We start from the raw sequence: 23,645 nt of genomic DNA on the forward strand, positions 1-23,645 counted from the left end.
CGGCCGAGACAGCGCGGATAGTCCCCCTTCGCCCTCGTACCTTCAACGGGAAACACCATGCCGGATACCGCTGAGACCCAGCCGATCGCCACCACCCGGCTGGTGGTCACGCCCGACACGGTGATGGTGCGCGACGGCCGCCCACCCTTGAGCCTGCTGGTGCATGAGGGCGGCGCGCGCGCCGACACCACCGTCTTCCTCTGCCACGGCAGTGGCGGCAACAAGAACCAGTGGCGCCATCAATGGGCCGCCCTGGTGGAGGCGGGCGTGCGCATCGTCGCCTGGGATTTCGTCGGTCATGGGCAAAGCCCCCAGCCGCGCGACTGGGCGGCGTATCAGGGAAGTCACCTGGTGGCGGACTACCGCCAGATCCTTGAGACCTATGGTCAAGGCCGCATCATCCTGGCCGGCCATTCCTACGGCTGCCGCCTGACCTTGAGCCTGCTGCATGGCTTGGCGGCGGAGGGGCGGCTGGACCGTGTGGCGGCGGCCCTGCTGCTTGGCCCGCCCAGCCCCGTCGCCCAGCTGGGCGCCAACCCGCTGAGCTGGCTGCCGCCCTTCATCCTGGAATGGATCCGCCCGATCATCTCCGCCAAGTTCCGTTCCCTGGCCTGGCATCCGGACACCGACGCCGCCCTGCTCGCGTTCGAGGAGCAGGCGACCAAGGGCAACAGCCTGTTCATGATGAAGGCGCTGATGAGCCAAGCGGCCCATCCCGACCCTGCGGCGCTGTCCGCCCTGACCCTGCCCATCACCGTGGTGGCCGGCGCCAACGATGGCCTGACACCCCCGGCCGGCGCCCGCGACCTGGCCGGGCGCCTGCCCAACGCCACCTATGTGGAACTGGAACGCTGCGGCCATCAGATCATGCTGGAGAAGCCGGCCGAGACCAACGCCCTGCTGCTGGGCCTGGTGAACGGCTAGGCCCGGCCCTGCCAGACCTCGGCCAGCAGGGCGTCACGGCTGACCACCTCATCGCGTCGCACGCACAATGCCGCCAGCGTCCACGCGGCGCGGCCCTCCAGCCGCCTCTCCGTCCCGTCGGCATGGCGCAGCACCGCCCCGTCAAAGGTCCAACCGCCGATGCGGTACGTACCGGTCATGGCTTTGCCACTGGCCGGATCAGAGTGATTTCCAAGTCGGTAATCCCGGCCCGCGCCACCTTGGCCCAGGCCTGGTCGGCGGTGATCGCCGGTAAACGGCGGCTGCAGGCCAGGGCCAAGCAGGCCCTGTCGCCCATCGGCAGGCCAGCGGCACGGGTGGCTGGACGCAGGTCGGCCGTCTGCAACGCGTCTTCCAACCGGTAGTCGACGATCTCGACCCCCGTCGCCTCAACCGCCTCTCGCGCCTCGTCGACGGGCATGCCCCGTTCCCGAAGCTTGGTGATGATTTCGGCCAGGTTCACGGTGGAAAGCAGGGCGCCTGGCAGGGTGGCCATCACCTGCTCCGCCCCGGGCTCCGCCAGCAGCACGGCCAACAAGGCCGAACTGTCGAGGACCGCCTCACTCATGCTCCGCCGCCGCCCGTCGCTCCGCCGCCAGTTCCCCGATCAGGTCGGCGCCTTCCGGAACGTAACGTCGCACCAGGGCCTGGGCCCGGCGAATGGCGGCCTCTATGGGCTCCAACACCACAACGCCATCGACCAGCCGTGCCACCACCTTCCCGCCATCGGCCAGGCCCAAAGCGGACCGCATCTGAGCCGGAATGACAACACGGCCATTCGATGCCATCGTCAGATTGGCACGCAACATGTCATGAACTCCAAAGATGACACCTTTGGCTATAATGACATATTGGACACGCCTTGTCCTCACTCGTACCGCAGCGCCGCCACCGGCGGGGCGCTGGCGACACGGATGACGTGGACGGCCACCGTGGCCAGGGCCACGGCCAAGGCGACGGCGCCAGCGGCCAGGAAGGTCAGGGGCGCTTGGTCCACCCGCACGGTGAATTGCAGCAGCCACTGGTGCAGGGCCCACCAGGCGACAGGCCACGCCACCAGGTTGGCCAGCAGCACCGGCCGCGTGAATTGCCAGGCCATCAGCCCCATGATGTCCGGCACCTTGGCCCCCACCACCCGGCGGACGCCAATCTCCTTGGTGCGCCGGGCCGCCGTCAGGGCCGTCAGGCCGAACAGGCCCATATTGGCCAGCGCCACGGCCAGGCCGCCGAAGGCGGCGAAGACGCGGGCCTGACGCCGTTCCGATTGGTAGAGGCTCTCGATCCGCTCATCCGCGAAGGCGCGGCGCAGGTATTCGGCGTCGGGGTACAGCTTATCGACCACGGCATTCACGGCTGCCATCGTGGCCCGCTGGTCACCTGCGGCCAGGCGCACGGTCAGGTGCTCACCGCTGGCCTTGATCAGGAACATCAGTGGCATGTCGGCCCGGCGGGCGGACTGGAACCGCATGTCCGCCACCACGCCGGCGACCTCGGTAGGGGCTTCGCTGTTGATGGAGAGGCGCTCACCCACCGCGTCCTCCGGCTTGGTGTATCCCATGCGCCGCGCCGCGGTTTCCGTCAGGATGAGGTAACGCGGCTTCTCCTCGTCCACCTCCGTCGGCTTCCAGCCGGAGGGCAGGCCCTTGCCCGCCACCAGGCGCGCGCCATAGGTGGTGAAGAAATCCTGGTCCGCGGTGAAGCTGGCGATGCCCCGCGCCTGGCGCAGGGTGCTGCGGGTGTCCGCCGGGAGGTCGAAGCTGGACAGGCTTTCCGATTGGGCGGCCGGCACGAGGCTGGACAGGCTGGCGGCACGCACCCCGGGCAGGCGTGACACCTCCGCCTTCAAGGTGGCGGCCCGCGCAAGATCGGCGGGCAGGTTGCTCACCAGGTACAGGCTGTCCGGCTGATAGCCCAGGCCGGCCGCCTGCACATGGGCCACCTGGCGCTGCACCGTTAAGGTCGCCACCATCAGGGCGATGGACACCGCGAACTGCGCCACCACCAGCACGGCCCGCACGCGGCCGGCACCCGGCGCCTGGGCGCGGCCCTTCAGCACCTCCCCGGGCCGATAGCCCGACAACACCAGGGCGGGATAGAAGCCGCCCAGCACGCCCACCAGGACGGGCGTGGACAGCAGCAGGGGCAGCAGCCAGCCCCGGGTCAGGGGCGCCAGCGAGACATCCCGGCCCACCAGTCCCTGGAACGCCGGCCGGGCCAGTTCCATGAGCGCCAGGGCGGCCACGGTGCCGAGGGTGGCCAGCAGCACCGCCTCGCCGGTGAACAGGGCGACCAGCTGCCGGCGCCGGGCACCCACCAGCTTGCGGATGCCCACCTCGCGGGCGCGGGTGATGGCCTGGGCCGTGGCCATGTTGGTGTAGTTCGCGATGGCGATGCCCAGGATCAGCAGGGCGACGCCGCCCAGAACCTGCAAGGTGCCGACGTCCCCCTCGGCGAGGGTGCCCAGCACCTTGACCCGCAGATAGATGTCGGGGACGGGATCCAGCCGCAGGCTGACCATGTTGTCCAACCCGCCGCCCGCTTTGTCGGGGTTGGGCGGGTTGTGCCGGTTGACGAACGCGGGCAGTGCCGCGCCCACGGCCGCCGCCGATGCCCCCGGCGCCAAGCGGACGTAGGTTGTGACGCCCGAGATGTCGGACCAGGCGCGCGGTTTCGCATGCGCCCAGGACTTGTCCCCCCGCGCGGCCTCGGCGGCGATCGCGGTGAAGACCAGATGGCTTTGCCGCAGCGGCGCCAGGACACCGGTGACGGTCAAGGCCGGCCCGTGCCGCACCTCGATCGTGCGGCCCATGGGGTCGGCGTCCCCGAACAGCGTTCGCGCCAGTTCCCGGGTCACCACCACGCCGTCGGGCCGGGCCAGAGCCAGGGCGGGATCGCCCCGCTCCAGTGGATAATCCAACAGCCGCAGGAAATCCGGATCGGCCCACAGCACCCGCTGTTCGAAGTAGCGGGTGGCGGCGCCCAGCATCACCCGATCCGGCTCGATACGGGTGACGGCCTCCACCTCCGGCACCTCCTGCTTCAGGGACCCGGCCAAATCATCGGGGGAGAAGGTCAGCTTGATGGACTGGCCGCCCACGTTCAGCTGGCTGCCCACGCGGTAGAGACGGTCGGCGTGGGTGAAACCTCGGTCCACCGTCCCCTCGTCCGCCACGTAGAGGCTGACCAGCAGGAAGGCGGCGATACCGACGGCCAGACCCGCCAGGTTCAGGAGGGTGAACAGGACATGCCGGCGGAAGAAGATGGGCAGCGTGAACATTGGCATCGGACACCCCTCCCTTACTCATACCGCAGGGCGTTGGCCGCCGGCGCCCGGGTCACGCGGAGGACGTGGATGGCCACGGTGGCCAGCGCCACGGCCAGGGCGGCGGCGCCAGCGGCCAGATAGGTGCCCGGCCCCTGGTCCACCCGCACGGTGAATTGCCCCAGCCAGCGGTGTAGTCCCCACCAGGCTAAGGGCCATGCCACCAGGTTGGCCAGCAGCACCGGCCGCGCGAACTGCCACACCATCAGCCAGGCGATGTCGCGCGCCCGGGCCCCCACGACCCGGCGGATGCCGATCTCCTTGGTCCGGCGCGCCGCTGCCAGCGCCGTCAGGCCGAACAGGCCCAGATTGGCCAACACGATGGCCAGCGCGCTGAAGATGGCGAAGACCTTGGCCTGGCGCTCCTCCGTCCGGTACTGGGCTTCCAGCCGGTCGTCGGCGAAGCCGCGCGGCGCGCGGCGCGCCTCGGGGTACAACCGATCCACCAGGGCGTTGATGGCGGCCAGGGCCGGACGGGGGTCGCCGGCGGCCAGGCGGACGGTCAGGAAGCCGCCGGTGGCGCCGATGGAGAACATCAGCGCCTCATCCGCGTCGCGGGCGGTGCGGAAACGGACATTGCCCAGCACGCCCGCGACCTCGACCGCATGGTCCTCCTCATCAGTGTAGCGATCGCCCACGGCGTCTATGGGATGGGCATAACCCAGGCGCCTGGCCGCCGCCTCGGTCAGCCAGACATAGCGCCGCTCCCCGCCCGCCGCCGGGCGCCAGCCGGGCGGCAGGGCAACCCCCGCCTTGAGGTCCAGGCCATAGGTCGCGATAAAGTCCGGATCCGCCGAGAATTCCGGCATGAAGGCCTTGCCCGGCGTGGCGCCATGGGTGTCGCCAGGCACCGTGAGCTGGGTCATGAACTGGCTGATGTCGGCGGGGACGAGGCTGCTGAAGGCCGCGACCTGGATGCCAGGCACCTTCGCCAACTCCGTCTTCATGGTGGCCGCGCGCTGGGCGTCGTGGGGCAGCTGGCTGACGACGTACAGGTTTTCCGGCAGGAAGCCCAAGGCGGCCGTGCGGGCGTGCGCCACCTGGCGCAGCACCGTCACCGTGGCGATGATCAGGGTGATGGAGATGGCGAACTGCGCCACCACCAGCACCGCGCGCAGGCGGCCGGCGGCCGGCGCCGCGCCACCCTTCAACACCTCCGCCGGGCGGTAACCGGAGAGCACCAGGGCGGGGTAAAGGCCACCCAGCACCCCCACCACCAGGGGCGTGGCCAGGACCAGGGCAAGGAAACCGCCGTCGCGCAGCAAGGAAAAGCCGAGCGGCCGGCCCACCAGCGCCTGGAAGGGGGGCAGCAGCACCTCCACCACCGCCAGGGCGGCCAGGGTGCCGGCGATGGCCAGCGCCACGGACTCACCGGTGAACAGGGCCACCAGCTGCCAGCGCCGGGCGCCGGCCAATTTGCGGATGCCGACCTCGCGCGCCCGGTGGATGGCCTGGGCCGTGGCCAGGTTGGTGTAGTTGGCGATGGCCACACCCAGGATCAGCAGGGCGGCGGCCGACAGGAGGCCCACGGTGCCGACGTCGCCGCCCGGCTTGGACTGGTTGAAGGTCTTGATGTGCAGATGGATGGACGGCACCGGGTCCAGACGCAGGGTCATGAAGCCCTGGCGCACATCGTCCGGCAACTGGGTCAGGACGGCGCGGCGCCGCACGAAATCCGGCAGCCGCGCGGCCACCGCCCCGGCGGAGGCGCCCGGGCGCAGCCGGACGTAGACGGCGGTTTCCCCAATGTGGCTCCACTGCTCCGCGGCCATGTGGGCCCAGTTCTTGTCGCCCCGGCCACTGTCGGCGGCGATGCCGGTGAATTTCAGATGGGTTTCGGCCAGCGGCTTCAACACGCCGGTGACGGTCAGCATCTGGCCGCCCGCCACCCGGACGGTGCGGCCCATCGGATCAGCATCCCCGAACAGGGTGCGGGCCAGATCCGGCGTCACCACCAGCCCGTCGGGCCGGGCCAGCGCCGTGCCGATGTCGCCCCGCGCCAGGGGGTAGTCCAGCACCCGCAGCAGGTTGGCGTCCGCCCACAGCAGCGGCGTGGTCAGGACGCGATCCCCATCCTGAAGGTCGACATCCTCCTCCGAGGCGCGGGTGACCGCCTCCACCTCCGGGAAATCCTGCGCCAGCGGCTCCGCCAGCAGGGGCGTGGTGGCGCCCAGGACGATGTCGTTGCCGCCCACGGACAACCGTGTCCCCACCCGGTACAGCCGGTCCACGCCGGTGAACCCCCGGTCCACGGTCAATTCCCCCGCCACATACAGGCTAACCATCAGGAAGCCGGCGATGCCCGCCGTGAGCCCGAACAGGTTCAGCAGGGTGATCAGCGCGTGGCGGCGAAAAATGGACGGCAAGACGATCATTCAGCGGTTTCCCCCGGCTGCGGAATGAGGCCATTCCCTTAAGCAAAAGGTGGGCCGCGCTTAAGTCCTTGCTTTTATTGAAGGCGACGGGGGGAATCCCTGTCCGTTGCCGCACAGTGTCCGATAACGGACATCGGCGTACGCGCCCGCCCATCAAAGGGCGCCAACGACACCACGCCTCTTTGCATTGGTCGCACGGAGCCGCGTTCCACCAGGATGACGACGTTGGACACGGTCACCGCGGACACGCCGTCAAGCTGGGTCATGTCCTGGATGGTCACCCTGTCCCGCTGCTGCCGCGACCGCCGCATCCGTCCACTGATCCGTCATCCTGGTCGCCGACGAAGCGACGGCGCCCCGCCGGGCCGGCAGGACGCCAATATTCCCTTGCCCGGGCAGGACGGCGCAAGCGCCTTCCCCCGGCAAACGGTGTCCCCGACATTCACCTCAAGGCCATGTCGGCGCTGTTCACGTCACGCCCTGTCGATCCGCGCGGCATAGCAGCCGTATTTGGCGTAATGGGCGTGGATGTAGGCCACGTCCGTCCGGTCCAGCAGGCGATGGATGACGGGGATGGCGTCCGCGCCGTCCACCAGGTCGGCCGTCACGATCATATGGCCCGCGTCGAAGCATCGCAGCGACAGGATGCGCCGTTCCAAGGCCGGCGGCAGGACGTCCACCGTCCGGCACGCTTCACCTGCACCTTCACGCACGTAGATCGCATGGGCTGAACGAAAGGGGGTGAAGGCAGGTTGATGCTGATGGTTCACCAGCACCACGCGCTCCCCCGGGCGGGCATCATCCAGGCTGACGCGGCAGGGGAAGGTGCCGGGGGCGTCCACCACCTGGCGGCGGGCGCCGGCGGCCAGCAGGCCGGCCTCATCCAGGGCGAACAAGGGGGCGAAGGGGGCCGGATCCAGGCCGGTGACGGTGAAGGACAGGGTCATGATGGCAACCGATTGTCAGGTGTCGATGTCCCACCCTGCCCCGCGCCGACGCGGCAGCCATCCCGTTTCCTGCGGTCGAAAAGACTCAGTCGCCGTAGGCATCCGGGCCGAAAGAGGGCGGGCCGGGCTTCGCCACCTGCGTCGGTGGCATCTCATCCGCATCCGGCACCACCCGCACCAAGGTGCAGGGGTAGTCCTGGCTGTCGAGCGCCACCGGCATCGCGGGGCGCTGCATGAGCAACAGGATGAAGGCAAGCAGGAGCAGCCCCAGCAGCGCGCGCGACAGCGCGCCACCGGCGCCACCGGAAAGGCGGCCGGTCATGATGGTGTCCTTTATGGTTTCAAGGTGCCGCCCGCGGTGCGGAGCCCGGGCGGAGGAGCGTCCGTTCAGGCATTCGCTCCGTCACTGGCGAAGTATCGGTCACCGAACCCTTGGCAACAATGTGTATTGCGCGCAGTGTGCCTTCGCCGATGGCGAAGGGTGATCCGCGGAGGGAACCTGCATGCAATTCGATTTGACCGACCTGGCCCTGTTCCGCGACGTGGTGGAGGCGGGCAGCATCACCTGGGGGGCCGAACGGGCGCACCTGGCGCTGGCAGCGGCCAGCACGCGCATCCGCAACATGGAGGTATCGCTGGGGGCCACCCTGCTGGACCGGGGACGGCACGGGGTGACACCCACCCCCGCCGGCCGCGCCCTGCTGGCCCATGCCCGTGCCATTCTGGAGCAGACGGAACGCCTGCGTGAGGATTTGAGCGTCTACGCCGGCGGGGCGGCCGGCAACGTCCGTATCCTGTCCAACACCAACGCGCTGACGGAATTCCTGCCCGAGCTGCTGAGCAGCTTCCTGAACGCCCACCCCCTGGTGTCGGTGGATGTGGAGGAGCGGCTGAGCGATGAGATCGTGGCCGCCATCGCCGACGGCACCGGCGACATCGGCATCGTCGCCGGCACGGTGGAGACGGGCGAGCTGGAAACCTACCCTTTCCGCCAGGACCGCTTCGTCCTGGTGGCCGCCCCCGCCCACCCGCTGGGCGGGCGTGAGACGGTGACCTTCGCCGAGGTGATGGACCATGACCTGGTGGGGCTGGATCGCGCGGCGGCGCTGCAACGCTTCCTGTCCGACCGGGCGGCCCGCGCCGGCCGACGCCTGCGCCTGCGCGTGCAGCTGCGCAGCTTCGACGGCATCTGCCGCCTGGTTGAGGGCAACGTCGGCATCGGCATCGTGCCGGAGACGACGGCGCGGCGCGCCGCCCAGACCATGGACATCCGCTGCATCGCCCTGACCGACAGCTGGGCGGTACGCGACCTGAAGGTCTGCACCCGCGGCCGGGCCCGCCTGCCCCGCTTCGCCAAATTGCTGGCCGACCATCTGCTGAGCACACCTTCCGTAGGGCCGCTTCACGATGGGGGCATGGAACCACCGGCGGCGGCCCCATAGCGCCGATGGGCGCTTTTCCCGTACACTTCCCGCTCACGACGACGGGCCGGCATAACGGCCCCCAAGCCCCGAGGAAGTCCCCCATGCGTCTGCGGCCCTTGCTTCAGTTGGCCGTCCTGGCCGGCGCCACCGCCCTGAGCCTGCCCACTGTGAGCCTGCCCGCCCTGGGCGCCGAAGAGGCCAAGCCCGACCCCGTCCTGGCACAGATGGTGGCCTCACCCGCGCGATCACCCCAGTTCCAGGCGCGTGACGCCGCCCGCCATCCTTTACAGGAACTGGCCTTCTTTGGCCTGGCGCCCAACCAGACGGTGGTCGAGATCTCGCCCAGCGGCGGCTATTGGACGGAGATCCTGGCGCCCTACCTGCATGACCGGGGCACCTACTACGCCGCCGCCAACCCCCGGGGCACGGACAGCGCCTACGCCAACCGCGAGAACGCCGCCTTCGACGCCAAGCTGGCCGCCGACCCGGCGCGCTACGGCAAGGTCAAGGTGACGGAGTTCGGCCGGGGACACTTCGATATCGCCCCCGCCGGCAGCGCCGACCTGATCGTCACCTTCCGCAACCTGCACAACTGGATGGGCGGCGGTTACGCGGACGAGGCCATGGCCGCCTTCTACCGGGCGCTGAAGCCCGGCGGCATCCTGGGCATCGAGGATCACCGCGCCAGCGATGCCCAGCCGCAAGATCCGAAAGCAACCAGCGGTTACGTAAGGCAGGATTACGCCATCGCGCTGGCCAGAAAGGCCGGCTTCGAACTGGTGGCCAGCTCGGAGATCAACGCCAACCCCAGGGACAGCAAGGATTGGCCGGAAGGCGTATGGACCTTGCCCCCGACCTTAGCGCTTAAGGATAGGGACCGGGACCGCTATCTGGCCGTGGGCGAAGCCGATAACTTCGTGCTGAAATTCCGGAAGCCGCAGCAATAAGCTGATTAGTTTATACAATATTCAGATAACAAACGAGTCTCACGCCGCGCCGCCCCCGGTTGCGGCGTGTTTTCGTTTCCACGAGGCGGAGGATGCGGCGATCCGCCACGGCATAGGCCTTAGGTAATATCGTTTCCATTTTTGATACCTTTGCATTTCTGCTGTTATCAAAAATGTGGCAAAATTCGCACACTTATCGGTTGATACCGACTGTTACAAAATCCGCCGTTTACTCAATCGCACTTCTGCAAAAGAAATTGGTCGCAATCCTGCCCCGATATGGGCGCGGGGCTGGCTGGGCGCCGTCGGCGCCGGCCAACGATCAAGACAGAAGAGAGATTGAGGAGAGGCATGAGGGAGATTTCCGTCGCCGCCCGCCGTAAGGTGTGGCGCCATGGCATCGCTGCGGGCGCCCTGATGGCGCTGGCCGCGACCACCGCCCAGGCCCAGCAGAAGCAGCAGGCCGCCGCCGATGATTCCCTTGAGGAAATCGTCGTCACCGGTTCGCGCATCGCGCGCCCCAACCTGACGCAGCCGACCCCCGTCCAGGTCATCAACTCCGAGGCCATCCAGGCCACCGGTCTGACCTCGACCGTCGACGTGCTGAGCCAGCTGCCGCAGACCCAGAACGACATGGGTCCGTCGACCAACGCCCGCTTCATCAACGGCGCCGGCGTGAACTTCGCCAACCTACGCGGCCTGGGTGAATACCGCACCCTGACCCTGGTGGACGGCAAGCGTCACGTCGGTTCGCTGTCCGGCCGCAACGGTTCCGGCGGCACGTCGCTGGTCGACCTGAACAGCATCCCGCCGGCCCTGGTCGAGCGCATCGAAGTGGTGACGGGCGGTACCTCGGCCGTGTACGGCGCCGACGCCGTGGCCGGCGTGGTCAACGTCATCACCAAGAAGAACTACGAAGGCGCTGAAGCCACCATCCAGTACAACTGGTCGGACGGGGACGGCTACCAGTCCACCGACGTCAGCGCCATCGTCGGCCACAACTTCGACGGCGGCCGCGGCAACATCACCTTCGCGGTCGATTACAACCATGACCTGGGCCTGCACGGCAGCGACCGGCCCGAGGCGCTATACAACTATTCCCTGGTGGCCAACCCGGCCAGCAAGGGCGCCAGCGACGGCATCCCCGACCGCATCACCATTTCCCCGACCTTATCGTCGGTGTTCGCGGCCAGCGGCGCGCCCGTCATCCGCACCTGGCTGGACGCGGCGCATCCGCAGTACAGCTACACTTTCAAGCCCGACGGCTCGGGCCTGATCCCGTTCAACCGCGGCACGCTGATCAACGGCATCCCGGCCGGCAACAAGACCAGCGCCGGTGACACGGTGTCGATCGGTGGCGACGGCGCCAATACCTCCAAGTACCTGACCCTGCGCACCCCCAACATCCGCGAAGTGGCCGACACCCTGGTCAACTACCGCCTGGCGCAGGACCTGGGTCCCATCGACACGCTGAACTTCTTCAGCGACCTGAAGTATTCCGACAGCCGCGGCACCAGCCGGTCCACGCCGTTCACCAACGGCACCGGCACCCCGGCCACGGGCACCAATGGCCAGCTGGGTTCCGGCGCCATCACCATCCAGGCGGACAATGCCTACATTCCGTCCGACCTGAAGGCGCTGCTGACCACCGACAAGGTCTCCAGCTTCACCATGACCCGTCTTAACGAAGACTGGTATGGCCCGCGCGAATACGCCTACGAGTATGAGGTGATGCGCGGCGTGTTCGGCCTGAACGGTGACCTCACCAACGGCTGGCACTACGAGGCCTATTACGACTACGGCCGCAACCGTACCAGCTTCGTGAACACCGACAAGGTCGTCAGCCTGTTCAACCAGCAGTTGGACGCCGTGAACGTGGGCGGCAAGATCGTCTGCCGCGATGCCACCGCCCAGGCCAACGGTTGCGTCCCGATCAACCCGTTCGTCGTCGGCCCGCTGACCGCCGCGCAGAAGAACTACGCCTTCACCTACACGAAGGAAATGGCGACGCTGCAGCAGCACGACGCCGCCTTCAACCTGAACGGCGACCTGTTCAAGTTCCCGGCGCTGTTCAGCGGTACCGTGGCGCCGATCAGTTTCGCCGCCGGTGTCGAGTACCGCAAGGAAGAGTCGGTGGACAAGACCGACTTCCTGCAGAACCAGCCCACCGGCACCATCTACGGCAACCAGAACGGTTCCGTGTCCGGCAGCTACGACACCACCGAAGTCTACGGTGAGTTGAGCGTCCCCGTCCTGCGCGACCTGCCGTTCGCCAAGGCCGTGGACCTGGACCTGGCCTACCGTTACTCCGACTACTCGCTGGCCGGTCCCGCCAGCACCTGGAACGTCCAGGCCGGCTGGGCCGTCAACGACGACGTGAAGCTGCGCGGCGGCATCGCCCGTGCGGTGCGCGCGCCGAACATCGACGACCTGTTCACCCCGGCCGGCGATAACTTCCTGGGCGTCAGCGACCCTTGCTCGGTCGAAAACATCAACGCCAACGCCACCCGCGCCGCCAACTGCGCCAAGGTGGTCCCGGCCGGCTACAAGTCCAGCGACTTCGGCAACCCGTCCACCCGTACGGGCGGCAACCTCAACCTGAAGCCGGAAATCGGCCGCACCCTGACGGCCGGCGCCGTGTTCACGCCGACCTTCGTCCCCGGCTTGAACGTCACCGCCGACTACTGGCTGGTGAAGATCACCCAGGGCCAGGCGGCGCTGACCTCCAACTCCATCCTGACCAACTGCTATGATCTGAGCGCCGCCTCGCAGTGCGGCCTGATCACCCGCCGTGCGGACGGTTCCATCGCCACCATCTATGGCAACACCGTCAACATCGGTAAGGAAGTGGTGCGCGGTCTGGACTTCCAGGTCGACTACGCCTTCGAGCTGGACAAGGTGGGCCTGCAGAACATGGGCGGCCTGAACCTGGGCTTCACCGGTTCCTGGGTCCCGGAAAACATCATCATCCAGGATCCGGCCCACGCCGAGAACAAGCTGTACCGCGCCGGCACCGTCGGTTATCCGCACCTGAAGGGCCGCTTCACCGGCACCTGGGATTGGAACAACCTGACGGTCACCTGGTCCAGCCGCTTCATCGGCGAGTCCGAGACCTTCCCGAACGCCACTGCTGAAATCGCTGATTTCAACAAGATCCCGACCTACTGGTACCACGACGTTTCCGCCCGCTACCGCTGGAAGAACATCACGGTGTTCGGCGGTATCAACAACCTGGCGGACAAGATGCCCCCGGCCGTGCCCTTCCTGTACCAGGGCTCGTACCAGGGCGGTTCGTACGCCACGTTCCCGGTCACCACGGGTGGCGGCGGCTCGTACGACATCGTCGGCCGTACCTTCTTCGTCGGCACGACGGTGAAGTTCTGATGAGTGCGGGGGCCGGGCTGCGACGCCGGGCCCCCATCCTTTGGGAAGTCGGGGCCGCGATCGGGAAACCGGTCCGGCCCCTTTCCGCGTTCGGCCCCATTGGTGGCTGGGTATGGGAGAAGATGATGAGGCACGCCCACATTGCGGCCCCCGTTGCAGTGATCCTGCTGACCTTGGCCGGACCGGCGCACGCCGCCGCACCAAGTGCCGCCGGCGAGGTGGTGGCCTGCAAGAAGATCGCCGACCGGGACCAGCGCCTGGCCTGCTTCGACAAGAGCAGCGATGGCTTGGAAGCGGAAATGAAAAAGGCGGTGGAGGCCACCTTCGGCGGCCCGCCCAGCGTCAAGGCCGATCAGACCGAGGCCACGTTCGGCAAGCACGAGCCGCCCCCGCCCCCCGTGGCGGCGGAACTGGACAACATCCAATCCCGCATCGTCTCCATGCGCCCCGACCCCGCCGGCCGGCCCATCTTCACCCTGGAGAACGGCCAGGTCTGGCGCTCGCAGGAAAACGCCCGCATTCACCTGAAGGGCGGGGAGGTCGCCACCGTGTCCCGTTCCATGCTGGGCATGGGCTATCAGCTGCAGGTGGGCGACATGTCCTACAGCCTGAGCGTCGTGCGCGACCGCTGACGCTCGTTTTCATTGTTCCTCAAGCGCCGGCGTCAGCATCCGCTGACTTGGCTTCCTCGTTCCGTCCTTCGGTACTCACTCCGGGGCCGGCGGTCGCCGGCCACCAAGGGGGCTCAAGCCCCCTTGGGTCCTGTTCAGCGGTCAGTTCTGCGCCGGGCTGCCGGCGACGATGAACTTGCGGATGTCCTGGGTCAGCTTCTCGATGGCCTGGGGCTGCACGTACATCATGTGGCCGCCGGGGTAGTAGTTGAACGACACCCGGTTGGTGGGCACGCCCGCGTCGTTGAAGCTGTTCTCGGTATGGAAGAACGGCGTCGCCAGGTCGTAATAGCCCATGGCGACGAAGGCCCGCATGCCCTTGTTCTGGCGCATGGCGTCGCCCACGAAGGGGCCGACATCGGTGCCGCGATAGGGCTCGCTGCCGCCGCCGTCCACCTGGGCGTAGTTCCAGCGGCGATAGAGGGACCCCAGCACCTTATACTCCCGCCCGCCCATGTCCAGGCCTAGGTCATTACGGAAATAGGTGTTCACCACGGCGCTGAACGCCCCGCTCATGCCGTTCAGCGAGGGGTCGTTGTCCGGCCGGTCGCCCGAGCTGTCGTAGTCCTCACCCAGGTAGCGGCCGTCGATGCGGCCGATGCTCTTGCCCTGGTCGCGCAGCAGTTCCTTCATGAAGCGATGGTCCTGGATCTTCAGGTGCGACTGCTCGATGAAGGCCGGGGACAATCCTGTGAAATGGGCCAGCTTGGCCACCACCGCCTTGTGCTGCTCCGGCGGCAGCCGGTTGCCCAGGATGAGGGCGGAGGCGTACTCGGTTGCCGCGAACTGGCGGGCATCGGCCAGGAACTTGTCGAAGCCCATGGAGGTGTCGGCCACCTTCTTGTGATACCAGGCCGTGGCGGCGTAGCTGGGCAGGAAGGACCAGTAGGGTACCAGGTTGCCCCGCGCGAAGGTCAGCGAGGTGTAGTCCATGGCCGGGGAGATCAGGATGATGCCGTTCAGCGACACGGTGGAGGTGGTGCCGCTCAGTTCCGGCAGCATGGCGCCGGTGCGGATGCCGCCATAGCTTTCACCACCCAGGAACTTGGGGCTGTTCCAGCGCTTGTTGTCGCCCAGCCAGACGCGCACGAACTGCGCGACCGACTTCGCATCCTCCTTCACGCCCAGGAAGTCCTTCTCCTCCCCCTTGCCGATGGCGTGGCTGTAACCGGTGGCAACCGGATCGATAAACACCAGATCGGTCACGTCCAGGATGGAAAAGGCGTTGTCCACCAGCGGGAAAGGCGGGGGGCCGGGATTTTCGGCGTCCGCCGGGATCTGCACGCGCTTGGGGCCAAAAACACCCATGTGCAGCCACAGGCTGGCCGAGCCGGGGCCGCCGTTGTAGAGGAAGGTCACCGGTCGCGTGGCGGGGTTGGCGCCCTTCTTGGTGTAGGCGACGGAGAAGATGCTGGCGACGGGTTCGCCCTTCTCATCGCGCAGATAGGTCTCCCCCGCCGAAACGGTGTAATCGACGCGCTTGCCATTGAAGGTGCCGGAGCGATCGACGGTGACGCGCTTGGGCGCGTCCGCCTTTGAGGCGTCCGGGCCGGCCTTCGGCGCGCCATCCTTATGATCCTGCTTCTCGTCCTTTTTCTCCTGCGCGACGCCCATCACGGCAGGAGCCATGACCGCCGGTAGCGTCACGGCCAACACGGCCGCCACCAGCAGCCCCCAACGCCTGTTCTTCACTGGAACCCCCATTCTTTTTCAACGCTCTACGCCGGGCCGTCCCTGTCGAAACGGCCTAGCAGGCACAGCGTAACAAAAGCATCCGAAATAGGACGCCCGGATAAAAGTTTTAAGCAGGGGCATAGCTGGCGCCATGCCGGCCTGCGGCCAGCCGGTCGAAGCGGATGGCCCGATTGCTGAGGCAAGGTCGCCGTCTGGCTGAATCGAAAAAGTCGCACCAACCAGGCACCGTGCCATCCATGATCCATCCCATGGCACGGGGAACCTTTGAAATCCTTGGGTGTTCTCACGTCACCCGTTTTTCTTCGGCCCCGGAAGCCTATCCTCTCCTCAGGAGGCAAAAACAAATCATGGACGTTTCCGGCCCCCCATCCCGGCGGCAGACCATCCGTCGCCCCGCGCTGATCAGCCTGATGCTAGGCCTGGCGCTTTGTCTGTTCTGCCTGATGCCCGGCAAGGCCCAGGCGCAGACACCCTCCCCCCTCAGCGAATGGCAATATTCGGCCGGGGTGCTGCTGCGATCGAAGTTCGAGAATCCGCTGCCCACCTGGGATGTCAGCGTCGGGGCCGCGACGTCGTTGCAGCCGCGCTACGTCGGCTCGTCCGAATATCATGTGCAACCCGGCATCAACCTGGACGTGCGCTACAAGGATATCGCCTTCTTCTCCATGGGCGAGGGCCTGGGCGTCAATCTGCTGCGCGGGGAAAACTTCCGCGCCGGCGTCGCCGTGGGCTTTGATGTCGGCCGCGACCAGGACGACAGTTCCCAATTGCACGGCCTGGGTGACATCTCGCCCGCGCCGGAGGCCAAGGTGTTCGCGGAGTACACCATCTTCCCCGTCGTGCTGCGGACCGCCGCGCGGCGCGGCTTCGGCGGCAACCACGGCTGGGTGGGGGACATCAGCGCCTATCTGCCCGTCGCCGGGTCGGAGCGCTTCTTCGTCTTCGTCGGCCCGACCGCGACCTATGCCGACTCCTCCTACATGCGGCGCTACTTCGGCATCAACCCCAATCAATCCATTCGCAGCGGGTACCGGCAATTCACGCCGGGCAGCGGTTTCAGCAGCGCCGGCTTTGGCTCCAGCGCCGTGTGGTTCTGGACGGAACACTGGTTCATGACGGCGGACGGCGCCTACCAGAGGCTGCTGGGCGACGCGGCCGACAGCCCCATTACCCGCGCCCATTCGCAGCTAACCATGAACCTGAGCGTCGCCTACCGGTTCTGACCGCATAATGTTCACGCCAATGCGGTTGGCGGCGCGCCCCCAACCACCCTAAGATGGTGGCGCTACAGGAAATACAGCCCTGGCGGAGCTTGGCGTAAGCCGGGCTCCGTCATGGCCTTGGGGGAACCGCACAATGCCACGCGTGATCAAGGTTTTCGATGCGTCGGCGCAGGCCCTGGCGGCCCTGCCCGGCGTCCGCCTGGTGCGGAGCTATCCCGCCTTCCGCATCGTTGAGGTGGATGGCGATGATGCCGCCGCCGCGGTGCTGGCCACCGGCCTGACGGAAGACATCAGCGCCCTCTACACGCTGAGCATGGCCAACACGGGCGCTTCCCCCATCGACACCGGCATACCCCGCGTGGCCGCCGATGGCAGCCACGAGGCCCACCCGGCCTATGATGACCAGGCCGCCCTGCCACCGGGCGCCCACCACTATATCGTCCAGTTCGTGGGGCCCATCCAGGATGGCTGGCTGGCCGCCGTGGCGGCAACGGGGGCGGAGGTAGTGGAGCCCTATCAGCACTTCGCCATCATCGTCCGCGCCACCGCCGACGAGGCGGGCGTGCTGAGCCAGTTGGACATCATCCGATGGGTGGGCCACCTGCCCTATTCCGCCCGCCTGATCCATGAGATTGACGTGCTGGCGGCCCCGCCGGTGCCAGGCGCGCAGCACGGCCACGCCCTGCCGGACGCCTACACGGTGGAGTTCTTCGGCGCCGCCCAGGCCCGGCACCACCAGGCCGATGTCGCCGCCGCCGGCTTCACCATTCTTGAGGAAGCGCCGGGCAGTTCGCTGCTGGTGGTGGAAACGACGGCGCCGGGCGAAGGGAGCCTGCGCGACAAGCTGTTGGCCCTGGCCCGGGTGCATGGGGTGAAGCGCATCGGCCGCCATGTGCTGCCCATGCCGTCCACCGACCAGGCCACCCGCATCATTGGTTCGGCCAACGTGCTGACTGACGCCACCGGCCTGGGACTGACCGGTGCGGGCGAGGTGGTGGCGATGTGCGACACCGGCCTGGATTCAGGCGATCCCGCCACCATCCATCCGGACTTCGCCGGCCGTGTCCTGGCCCTGGAAAGTTATCCCATCAGCCCCAGTTACGCCTCACGCATCAACAATCCCGGGGCCGACGACGGCCCCGCCGACGTCAACCGCGGTCACGGCACCCATACCGCCGGGGCCCTGCTGGGGGATGGCACCGCCAGCGCCGAGCTGGCCAACCTGGCCGGCCCGGTGCGCGGCCTGGCCTATAAGGCGCAGGTGGTCATGCAGGCGGTGGAACAGTTCCTGGACTGGAAACCCGTCGACGGACAAACCCCGCCACCGCCCTATTCCCTGGCTGGCCTACCCAGCGACCTGAAGGTGCTGTACAGCGCGGCCTACGGCAAGGGCGCCCGCATCCATTCCAATTCCTGGGGCGGCGGCACCAAGCAGGCCTACAATTCCTATTGCACGGACATCGACACCTTCATCTGGAACAATCCGGACTTCTGCATCGTCTTTTCCGCCGGCAATGACGGCGCTGACAATGACGGCGACGGCCGGATCGATCCCGGCAGCGTCACCCCGCCCGGCACGGCCAAGAACTGCGTCACCGTGGGCGCCTGCGCCAACAACCGGCAGGACATCGCCCTCACCAATGGCGCCAAATGGGGTGCCAAGGCCGCCCCGGTCGATGCCCTGGTGGCGGGCGGCCCCGACCAGATGGCCCCCTTCAGCAGCCGGGGCCCCACCCAGGACGGGCGCATCAAGCCCGACGTGGTGGCCCCGGGCACCTTCATCCTATCGACCCGGTCGCAGCGGCTGACCAGCTATAATGGCCAGACGCCCTATTACACCCCCACCACGCCCTTCTACATGTATGAGAGCGGCACCAGCACGGCGGCACCGCTGGTTGCCGGGGCCATCGCCCTGATCCGTGAATACCTGCGGACCCGGGCGGGCTTTCCGGCGCCTTCCGCCGCCCTGCTGAAGGCAGCGCTCATCGCCGGCGCGGTGCCCTTGAACGGAACGGATGGTCCGGTGCCCGACATCAACCAGGGCTTCGGCCGCGTCCACCTGGATACCATCCTGGCGCCGGCCGCCCCCTTGCGTGCCACCTTCCTGGACGGCGACAGCGTCGCCACGGGCGACCTTTATCAGCACAGCCTGCAGGTGGTGGTGGACGGCAGCCCCTTGCGGGTGGTGATGGCCTATAGCGACTACCCGGGCGCCAGCCTGGTGAACAACCTGAACCTGGTGCTGCGCGGGCCTGACGGCTCCACCCTCACCGGCAACGCCGGATCCGGTGGCCAGAGCCCCAACAGCCAGACCCCCGACAGCCAGACGATGGACAGCGCCAACAACGTCGAGGTCATCGCCGTGGCCGCGGCGACCGCCGGCACCTGGATCGTGCAGGTGATTGGCGCCAACGTGCCCCAAGGGCCGCAGCCCTTCGCCCTGGCCCTGCTGGCCGCCAGTTGAAAGAAAAAGGGCGGCGCCCCCAAGGCCACCGCCCTTCTCTTTCAACCTGTCCGGACAGCACCGTTCCCAACACCAGCCCGGGGTCTGATCGCCGGGCTGGCCGATGCCGTGCGTCCTTGACCGGCGGCCTTACAGCGCGTCGGTGTCGGTCTCGCCCGTGCGGATACGGACGGCTTGCGCCAGTTCCAGCACGAAGATCTTGCCGTCGCCGATCTTGCCGGTGTTGGCGGCGGCCTGGATTGCCTCCACCGCCTTGTCGGCCAGATCGTCGGGCACGGCCACTTCGATCTTCATCTTGGGCAGGAAGCTGACGGCGTACTCGGCGCCCCGGTAAATCTCGGTCTGGCCCTTTTGACGGCCATAGCCCTTGACTTCGGTGACGGTCAGGCCCTGGACCCCCAGGCCGGTCAGGGCGTCGCGCACCTCATCCAGCTTGAAGGGTTTGATCACCGCGATAATGAACTTCATCAGACCACTCCCTGATTGGATATTCGTGATCGCCGGGGGCGGGTCGGCCGGGTTAGTCTAACATCACGGGCCGACTTCTGTTCCCACGGATCCGCTTGGACTTCAGTCCCTTAGGGATAGCTCGGCCATCCCCAAGGATACGCAACCAAGGCTCAGTGGATGGACTCGCCGTGCAGGGCGATGTCCAGGCCGTCGCGCTCGACTTCCTCATCGACGCGCAGGCCGATCACCAGGTCGATCACCTTCAGCAGGACGAAGGTGATGACGCCGCACCACACGATGGTGAAGGCCACACCTTCCAGCTGGGTAATGACCTGGGCGGCATTGCCCTCGATCAGGCCCAGCTTCGTGTCCGGCGCGTCCTTCAGCGTGGCGGCGAAGGCACCCTCGCTGTTGGCCACCGCCATTTTGGCGAACACGCCGGTCAGGATCGCGCCCACGATGCCGCCGATGCCGTGCACGCCAAAGGCGTCCAGGCTGTCGTCATAGCCCAGGGCCTTCTTCAGCGAGGTGGCGGAGAAGAAGCAGATGATACCGACGGCGATGCCGATGGCGAAGGCACCAACGGTATCGACGAAACCGGCGGCCGGGGTGATGGCGACCAGGCCGGCGACGGCGCCCGAGATGATGCCCAGGACCGAGGGCTTGCCCTTAACCGCCCACTCGACGAACACCCAGGCCAGGGCCGCCGCAGCGGTGGCCACCTGGGTCACGGTCATGGCCATGCCGGCGCGCGGACCGGCCGTCAGGGCCGAACCGGCGTTGAAGCCGAACCAGCCCACCCACAGCAGCGAGGCGCCGATGAGGCTCAGCACCAGGTTGTGCGGGCTGAAGTCGGCGTTGGGATAACCCTTGCGCTTGCCGATCACCAGGCAGGCCACCAGGCCGGCGATGCCAGCGTTGATGTGCACCACCGTGCCGCCGGCGAAGTCCAGCACGCCCAGCTTGGCCAGGTAGCCATTGGGGTGCCACACCGTGTGGGCGATGGGGGCGTAGACGACCAGAGACCACAGCGTGATGAAGATCAGCATGGCCGAGAACTTCATGCGATCGGCGAAGGCGCCGGTGATCAGCGCCGGCGTGATGATCGCGAAGGTCATCTGGTACATCATGAACACCGGCTCCGGGATCGTCGGGGCCAGGGCGTGGGTGCCGGTCGGGTCCATGCCCGCCAGCAGCACGCGGCTGAAGCCACCGATGAATTCCTTGGCGTCGGCGGCGTCACTGGCCGCGGAGAAGGCCAGGCTGTATTCGACCAGCGCCCACAGCACGGTCACCAGGCAGGTGATGGCGAAGCTCTGCATCACCATGGCCAGCACGTTGAACTTCCGGACCATGCCGCCGTAGAACAGCGCCAAGCCGGGAATGGTCATCATCAGCACCAGCGCCGTGGACGTCAGCATCCACGCCGTGTCGCCCCCACTGATGGTGGGCGCGGCGGGCGCCGCAGCGGCGGCCGCGGCCGCGGCGGGTGCCGCGGCGTCCTGAGCGAAGGCCAGCGCCGGCGCCATGCCGGCCAGCGCCATCACCATCAATCCAAGTAAACGGTTCCCAAGCAAACGGTTCATCTGGCTCCCCATTCCCGTTCGTTTAAGCCGGTTCCGATACCCCCAGGTCTGCCCCCGGGAACCGGTCCGGCCATCAGCCAACCGTCCACCCCTTTCAAAGTTCGTGCCGCAGTGCGAACAAGGGCTCGGGATGGCGGGAACGCTGGCCCCCATACCTCCTCAGGCCATCCCCATTTGTTGCCGAAAGGTTAAAAAATCCGCACGCTTTTCGGGCGGACCGCCTGGCACCACCGGCCATTGCCTATATTTAAGGCGTTTCTCACTTTGCCACAGCTTGTGGTTTCAGCTTATTTTTGAAGCTGTTTCAAGCGGCTGGGCCTAATGGTTGCGGCAATGGTTCCCGGGCAAAACGTAGAATTTCGTTCCGCGCCTAAAAATCGTGCACATTTTTTCAAATTTCCATGCGTTGGCACAACTTATGGAAACCAGTTTCACTGCAAACATGGCTTCTTACAACTTCTTAGCGTAAAAATAGCCTCGGCAGGCCGAGGCTTGGCAAATCAACCTTTTGTGGCTGTCTCCATCGGACTGCGGCCAAGCGCCTCAGGTGTCTGCGATTGGGGCACCGCCTCATATTCAGGCAGTGGGGCGCGGTTGGCATCGATCTTGCTGCGACGCAATACGCAGTCATCGCCTACATAAAACAATCAACAAGCCTCACGGAGAATAAACAATGGCCTCAGTTCGGGAGATTGAAGTCGACTGTCCGCTTGCCACCCGCGCGCCGGCCCCGCGTGGACGCACCACCAAGACCATCCTGCTGGCGGCCACCGCCGCCGCGGCCATCAGCCTGATGGTGGGCCTGTCCGCCATCGCCACGCCCGCGCTGGCGCAGGAGGCGGCCCCCGCCGCCGACGCCGCAGCCGCCCCCACCGAACCGCCGGGTATCAAGTGGTCCGCCTATGTCGAGGCGGGCGCCACCTTCAATAGCAACGGCCCCACCGGTGGCACCAACTACGGCCACCTGTTCACGGACAAGACCAACCAGCTGGTCCTGAACCAGCTGTCGGGCACCGTTTCCAAGGATCTGGACCCCAAGGCCGAAGGCTTCGACTGGGGCTTCAAGGTGCAGGGCTTCTACGGCACCGACGCGCGCTATACCCATTTCCTGGGCATCCTGGACACCGGCATCAAGGAACGCACCCAGTTCGACCTGGTGGAAGCCAACGTCCTGCTGCACTTCCCCAGCCCCGGTGCCGGCGGCCTGGACCTGAAGGTGGGCGCGTACTCCACGCCGCTGGGCGCGGAGGTGATCGCCGCCCCGTCCAACCTGCTGTACAGCCACAGCTACATCTTCAACTTCGGCCTGCCGCTGAAGCACACCGGCGCCCTGGCCACCCTGCACCTGACGCCGGACATCGACCTGTACGGCGGCGTCGATAGCGGCGTTAACACGACGCTGAGCGATGGCGACAACAACGGCGCCGCGGCCGGCATCTTCGGTATCGGCCTGAACAACCTGGTGGACGGCAAGCTGACCGTGCTGGCCCTGACCCACGTGGGTCCGGAAAACCCCAGCCTGAAGGCGCCGCTGGGCTATGCCGACGCCAACCACGAGAACCGCTGGATCAGCGACATCACCGCCACCTTCAAGGCGACGGACGAACTGACGCTGATCACCGAGCTGAACTACATCAAGGACGACCTGTTCAACGTCGACGGCGGCGGCATCGCCCAGTACGTCAGCTACACCCTGTCGCCGGAACTGACGGCCACCCTGCGCGCCGAATGGTGGCGGGACGGCCACGGCTTCTTCGTGGCGGCCTTCCCCGGCAACCGCGACTTCGTCTTCCTGGAAAAGGGCGAGCCGCTGGAGAAGGGCGCCATCGGTCCCGGGGTGGGCACCAGCTATGGCGAGCTGACCCTGGGCGTCACCTGGAAGCCGGCGGACCTGGGCCTGCTGGATGGCCTGACCCTGCGGCCGGAGGTACGCTACGACAAGGCCAACCACGCCGCCTACGACAACCTGACCAAGGACGACCAGTTCACGTTCGGTGTTGATTTGATCCTGCCTTTCGGCGGTTGATCCGCTAGTATGGGCGCGGGCGGGCGGTTCCCTGGGGCCGCCCGTCCCTCATGATTAAAAACGAATGGGGTCCGACGCTGGCAAAGCCGGCGTCCGTATTGTTTTCGTATTTTTGATCTGGCTACTTGTGGACGTGGGTACCCTCGTGCGCTCCTACCCTCTGTGCATCCTGCGGGATGCCCAAGGACG

Annotated in this window: 18 protein-coding genes; 8 read left to right on the forward strand and 10 right to left on the reverse strand. The window is 67.1% G+C overall.

Annotated elements, in window-relative coordinates; translation table 11 throughout:
- The first annotated feature begins 57 nt into the window (after positions 1-57).
- Complete coding sequence (locus tag FBZ88_RS09265; RefSeq protein WP_145616545.1) at positions 58-924, forward strand: alpha/beta fold hydrolase; 867 nt, start codon at positions 58-60, stop codon at positions 922-924.
- Here FBZ88_RS09265 and FBZ88_RS09270 read toward each other — a convergent pair.
- The 7 genes from FBZ88_RS09270 to FBZ88_RS09305 form a co-directional block, all read right to left on the reverse strand.
- On the reverse strand, positions 921-1,103 hold the full coding sequence (locus tag FBZ88_RS09270; RefSeq protein ID WP_145616546.1) for a winged helix-turn-helix domain-containing protein: 183 nt from the start codon (positions 1,101-1,103) through the stop codon (positions 921-923). The two genes, FBZ88_RS09265 and FBZ88_RS09270, sit on opposite strands and share 4 nt — an antisense overlap.
- Positions 1,100-1,510, reverse strand: coding sequence for a type II toxin-antitoxin system VapC family toxin (locus FBZ88_RS09275; protein WP_145616547.1), 411 nt, complete (start codon positions 1,508-1,510; stop codon positions 1,100-1,102). Before FBZ88_RS09275 ends, FBZ88_RS09270 begins: the two co-directional genes overlap by 4 nt.
- Positions 1,503-1,751 (reverse strand): AbrB/MazE/SpoVT family DNA-binding domain-containing protein, encoded by a 249-nt coding sequence (locus FBZ88_RS09280; protein WP_145616548.1) that lies wholly within the window; start codon positions 1,749-1,751, stop codon positions 1,503-1,505. The genes FBZ88_RS09275 and FBZ88_RS09280 overlap by 8 nt, the downstream gene beginning before the upstream one ends.
- 59 nt (positions 1,752-1,810) lie before the next feature.
- The gene (locus FBZ88_RS09285; protein WP_145616549.1) at positions 1,811-4,225 is read right to left on the reverse strand and encodes an ABC transporter permease; all 2,415 of its coding nucleotides are present in this window, start codon (positions 4,223-4,225) and stop codon (positions 1,811-1,813) included.
- 14 nt (positions 4,226-4,239) lie between these two features.
- Positions 4,240-6,639 carry an ABC transporter permease gene (locus FBZ88_RS09290; RefSeq protein ID WP_145616550.1) on the reverse strand — a complete coding sequence of 800 codons (2,400 nt, stop codon included), beginning with the start codon at positions 6,637-6,639 and terminating at the stop codon, positions 4,240-4,242.
- Between the two features lie 473 nt (positions 6,640-7,112).
- A complete protein-coding gene (locus FBZ88_RS09300; protein ID WP_145616552.1) occupies positions 7,113-7,586 on the reverse strand; it encodes a DUF1203 domain-containing protein in 474 nt (157 codons plus the stop codon).
- An 85-nt stretch (positions 7,587-7,671) separates the two neighbouring features.
- A complete protein-coding gene (locus tag FBZ88_RS09305) occupies positions 7,672-7,908 on the reverse strand; it encodes a hypothetical protein (RefSeq protein ID WP_145616553.1) in 237 nt (78 codons plus the stop codon).
- Positions 7,909-8,089: 181 nt separating this feature from the next.
- Here FBZ88_RS09305 and FBZ88_RS09310 point away from each other — a divergent pair, with 181 nt between their 5' ends.
- From FBZ88_RS09310 to FBZ88_RS09325, 4 genes are all read left to right on the forward strand, one after another.
- On the forward strand, positions 8,090-9,028 hold the full coding sequence (locus FBZ88_RS09310) for a LysR family transcriptional regulator (RefSeq protein ID WP_145616554.1): 939 nt from the start codon (positions 8,090-8,092) through the stop codon (positions 9,026-9,028).
- Between the two features lie 83 nt (positions 9,029-9,111).
- Positions 9,112-9,957, forward strand: a complete 846-nt coding sequence (locus FBZ88_RS09315) for a class I SAM-dependent methyltransferase (RefSeq protein WP_145616555.1) — start codon at positions 9,112-9,114, stop codon at positions 9,955-9,957.
- A 351-nt stretch (positions 9,958-10,308) separates the two neighbouring features.
- Entirely contained in the window at positions 10,309-13,341 is a 3,033-nt protein-coding gene (locus tag FBZ88_RS09320; protein WP_186464296.1) for a TonB-dependent receptor domain-containing protein, read from the forward strand.
- Positions 13,342-13,463: 122 nt separating this feature from the next.
- Entirely contained in the window at positions 13,464-13,973 is a 510-nt protein-coding gene (locus FBZ88_RS09325) for a hypothetical protein (protein ID WP_145616557.1), read from the forward strand.
- Between the two features lie 141 nt (positions 13,974-14,114).
- Here the strand turns inward: FBZ88_RS09325 and FBZ88_RS09330 are convergent, their stop codons facing one another.
- Positions 14,115-15,704, reverse strand: coding sequence for a S10 family peptidase (locus tag FBZ88_RS09330; protein WP_145616558.1), 1,590 nt, complete (start codon positions 15,702-15,704; stop codon positions 14,115-14,117).
- A gap of 350 nt (positions 15,705-16,054) precedes the next feature.
- Between FBZ88_RS09330 and FBZ88_RS09335 the strand changes: the two genes are divergently transcribed.
- Positions 16,055-16,930, forward strand: a complete 876-nt coding sequence (locus FBZ88_RS09335; protein WP_211102585.1) for a MipA/OmpV family protein — start codon at positions 16,055-16,057, stop codon at positions 16,928-16,930.
- A 133-nt stretch (positions 16,931-17,063) separates the two neighbouring features.
- The gene (locus FBZ88_RS09340; protein WP_145616559.1) at positions 17,064-19,394 is read left to right on the forward strand and encodes a S8 family serine peptidase; all 2,331 of its coding nucleotides are present in this window, start codon (positions 17,064-17,066) and stop codon (positions 19,392-19,394) included.
- A gap of 129 nt (positions 19,395-19,523) precedes the next feature.
- Here FBZ88_RS09340 and FBZ88_RS09345 read toward each other — a convergent pair whose 3' ends face one another.
- The gene (locus FBZ88_RS09345; RefSeq protein WP_004271938.1) at positions 19,524-19,862 is read right to left on the reverse strand and encodes a P-II family nitrogen regulator; all 339 of its coding nucleotides are present in this window, start codon (positions 19,860-19,862) and stop codon (positions 19,524-19,526) included.
- 152 nt (positions 19,863-20,014) lie between these two features.
- The gene (locus tag FBZ88_RS09350) at positions 20,015-21,430 is read right to left on the reverse strand and encodes an ammonium transporter (RefSeq protein WP_145616560.1); all 1,416 of its coding nucleotides are present in this window, start codon (positions 21,428-21,430) and stop codon (positions 20,015-20,017) included.
- A gap of 673 nt (positions 21,431-22,103) precedes the next feature.
- Between FBZ88_RS09350 and FBZ88_RS09355 the strand changes: the two genes are divergently transcribed.
- Entirely contained in the window at positions 22,104-23,456 is a 1,353-nt protein-coding gene (locus tag FBZ88_RS09355) for a porin (protein WP_145616561.1), read from the forward strand.
- Positions 23,457-23,645 lie beyond the last annotated feature (189 nt).

Origin of the sequence: Nitrospirillum bahiense, assembly GCF_007828025.1 — a bacterium.
Lineage (GTDB): Bacteria > Pseudomonadota > Alphaproteobacteria > Azospirillales > Azospirillaceae > Nitrospirillum > Nitrospirillum amazonense.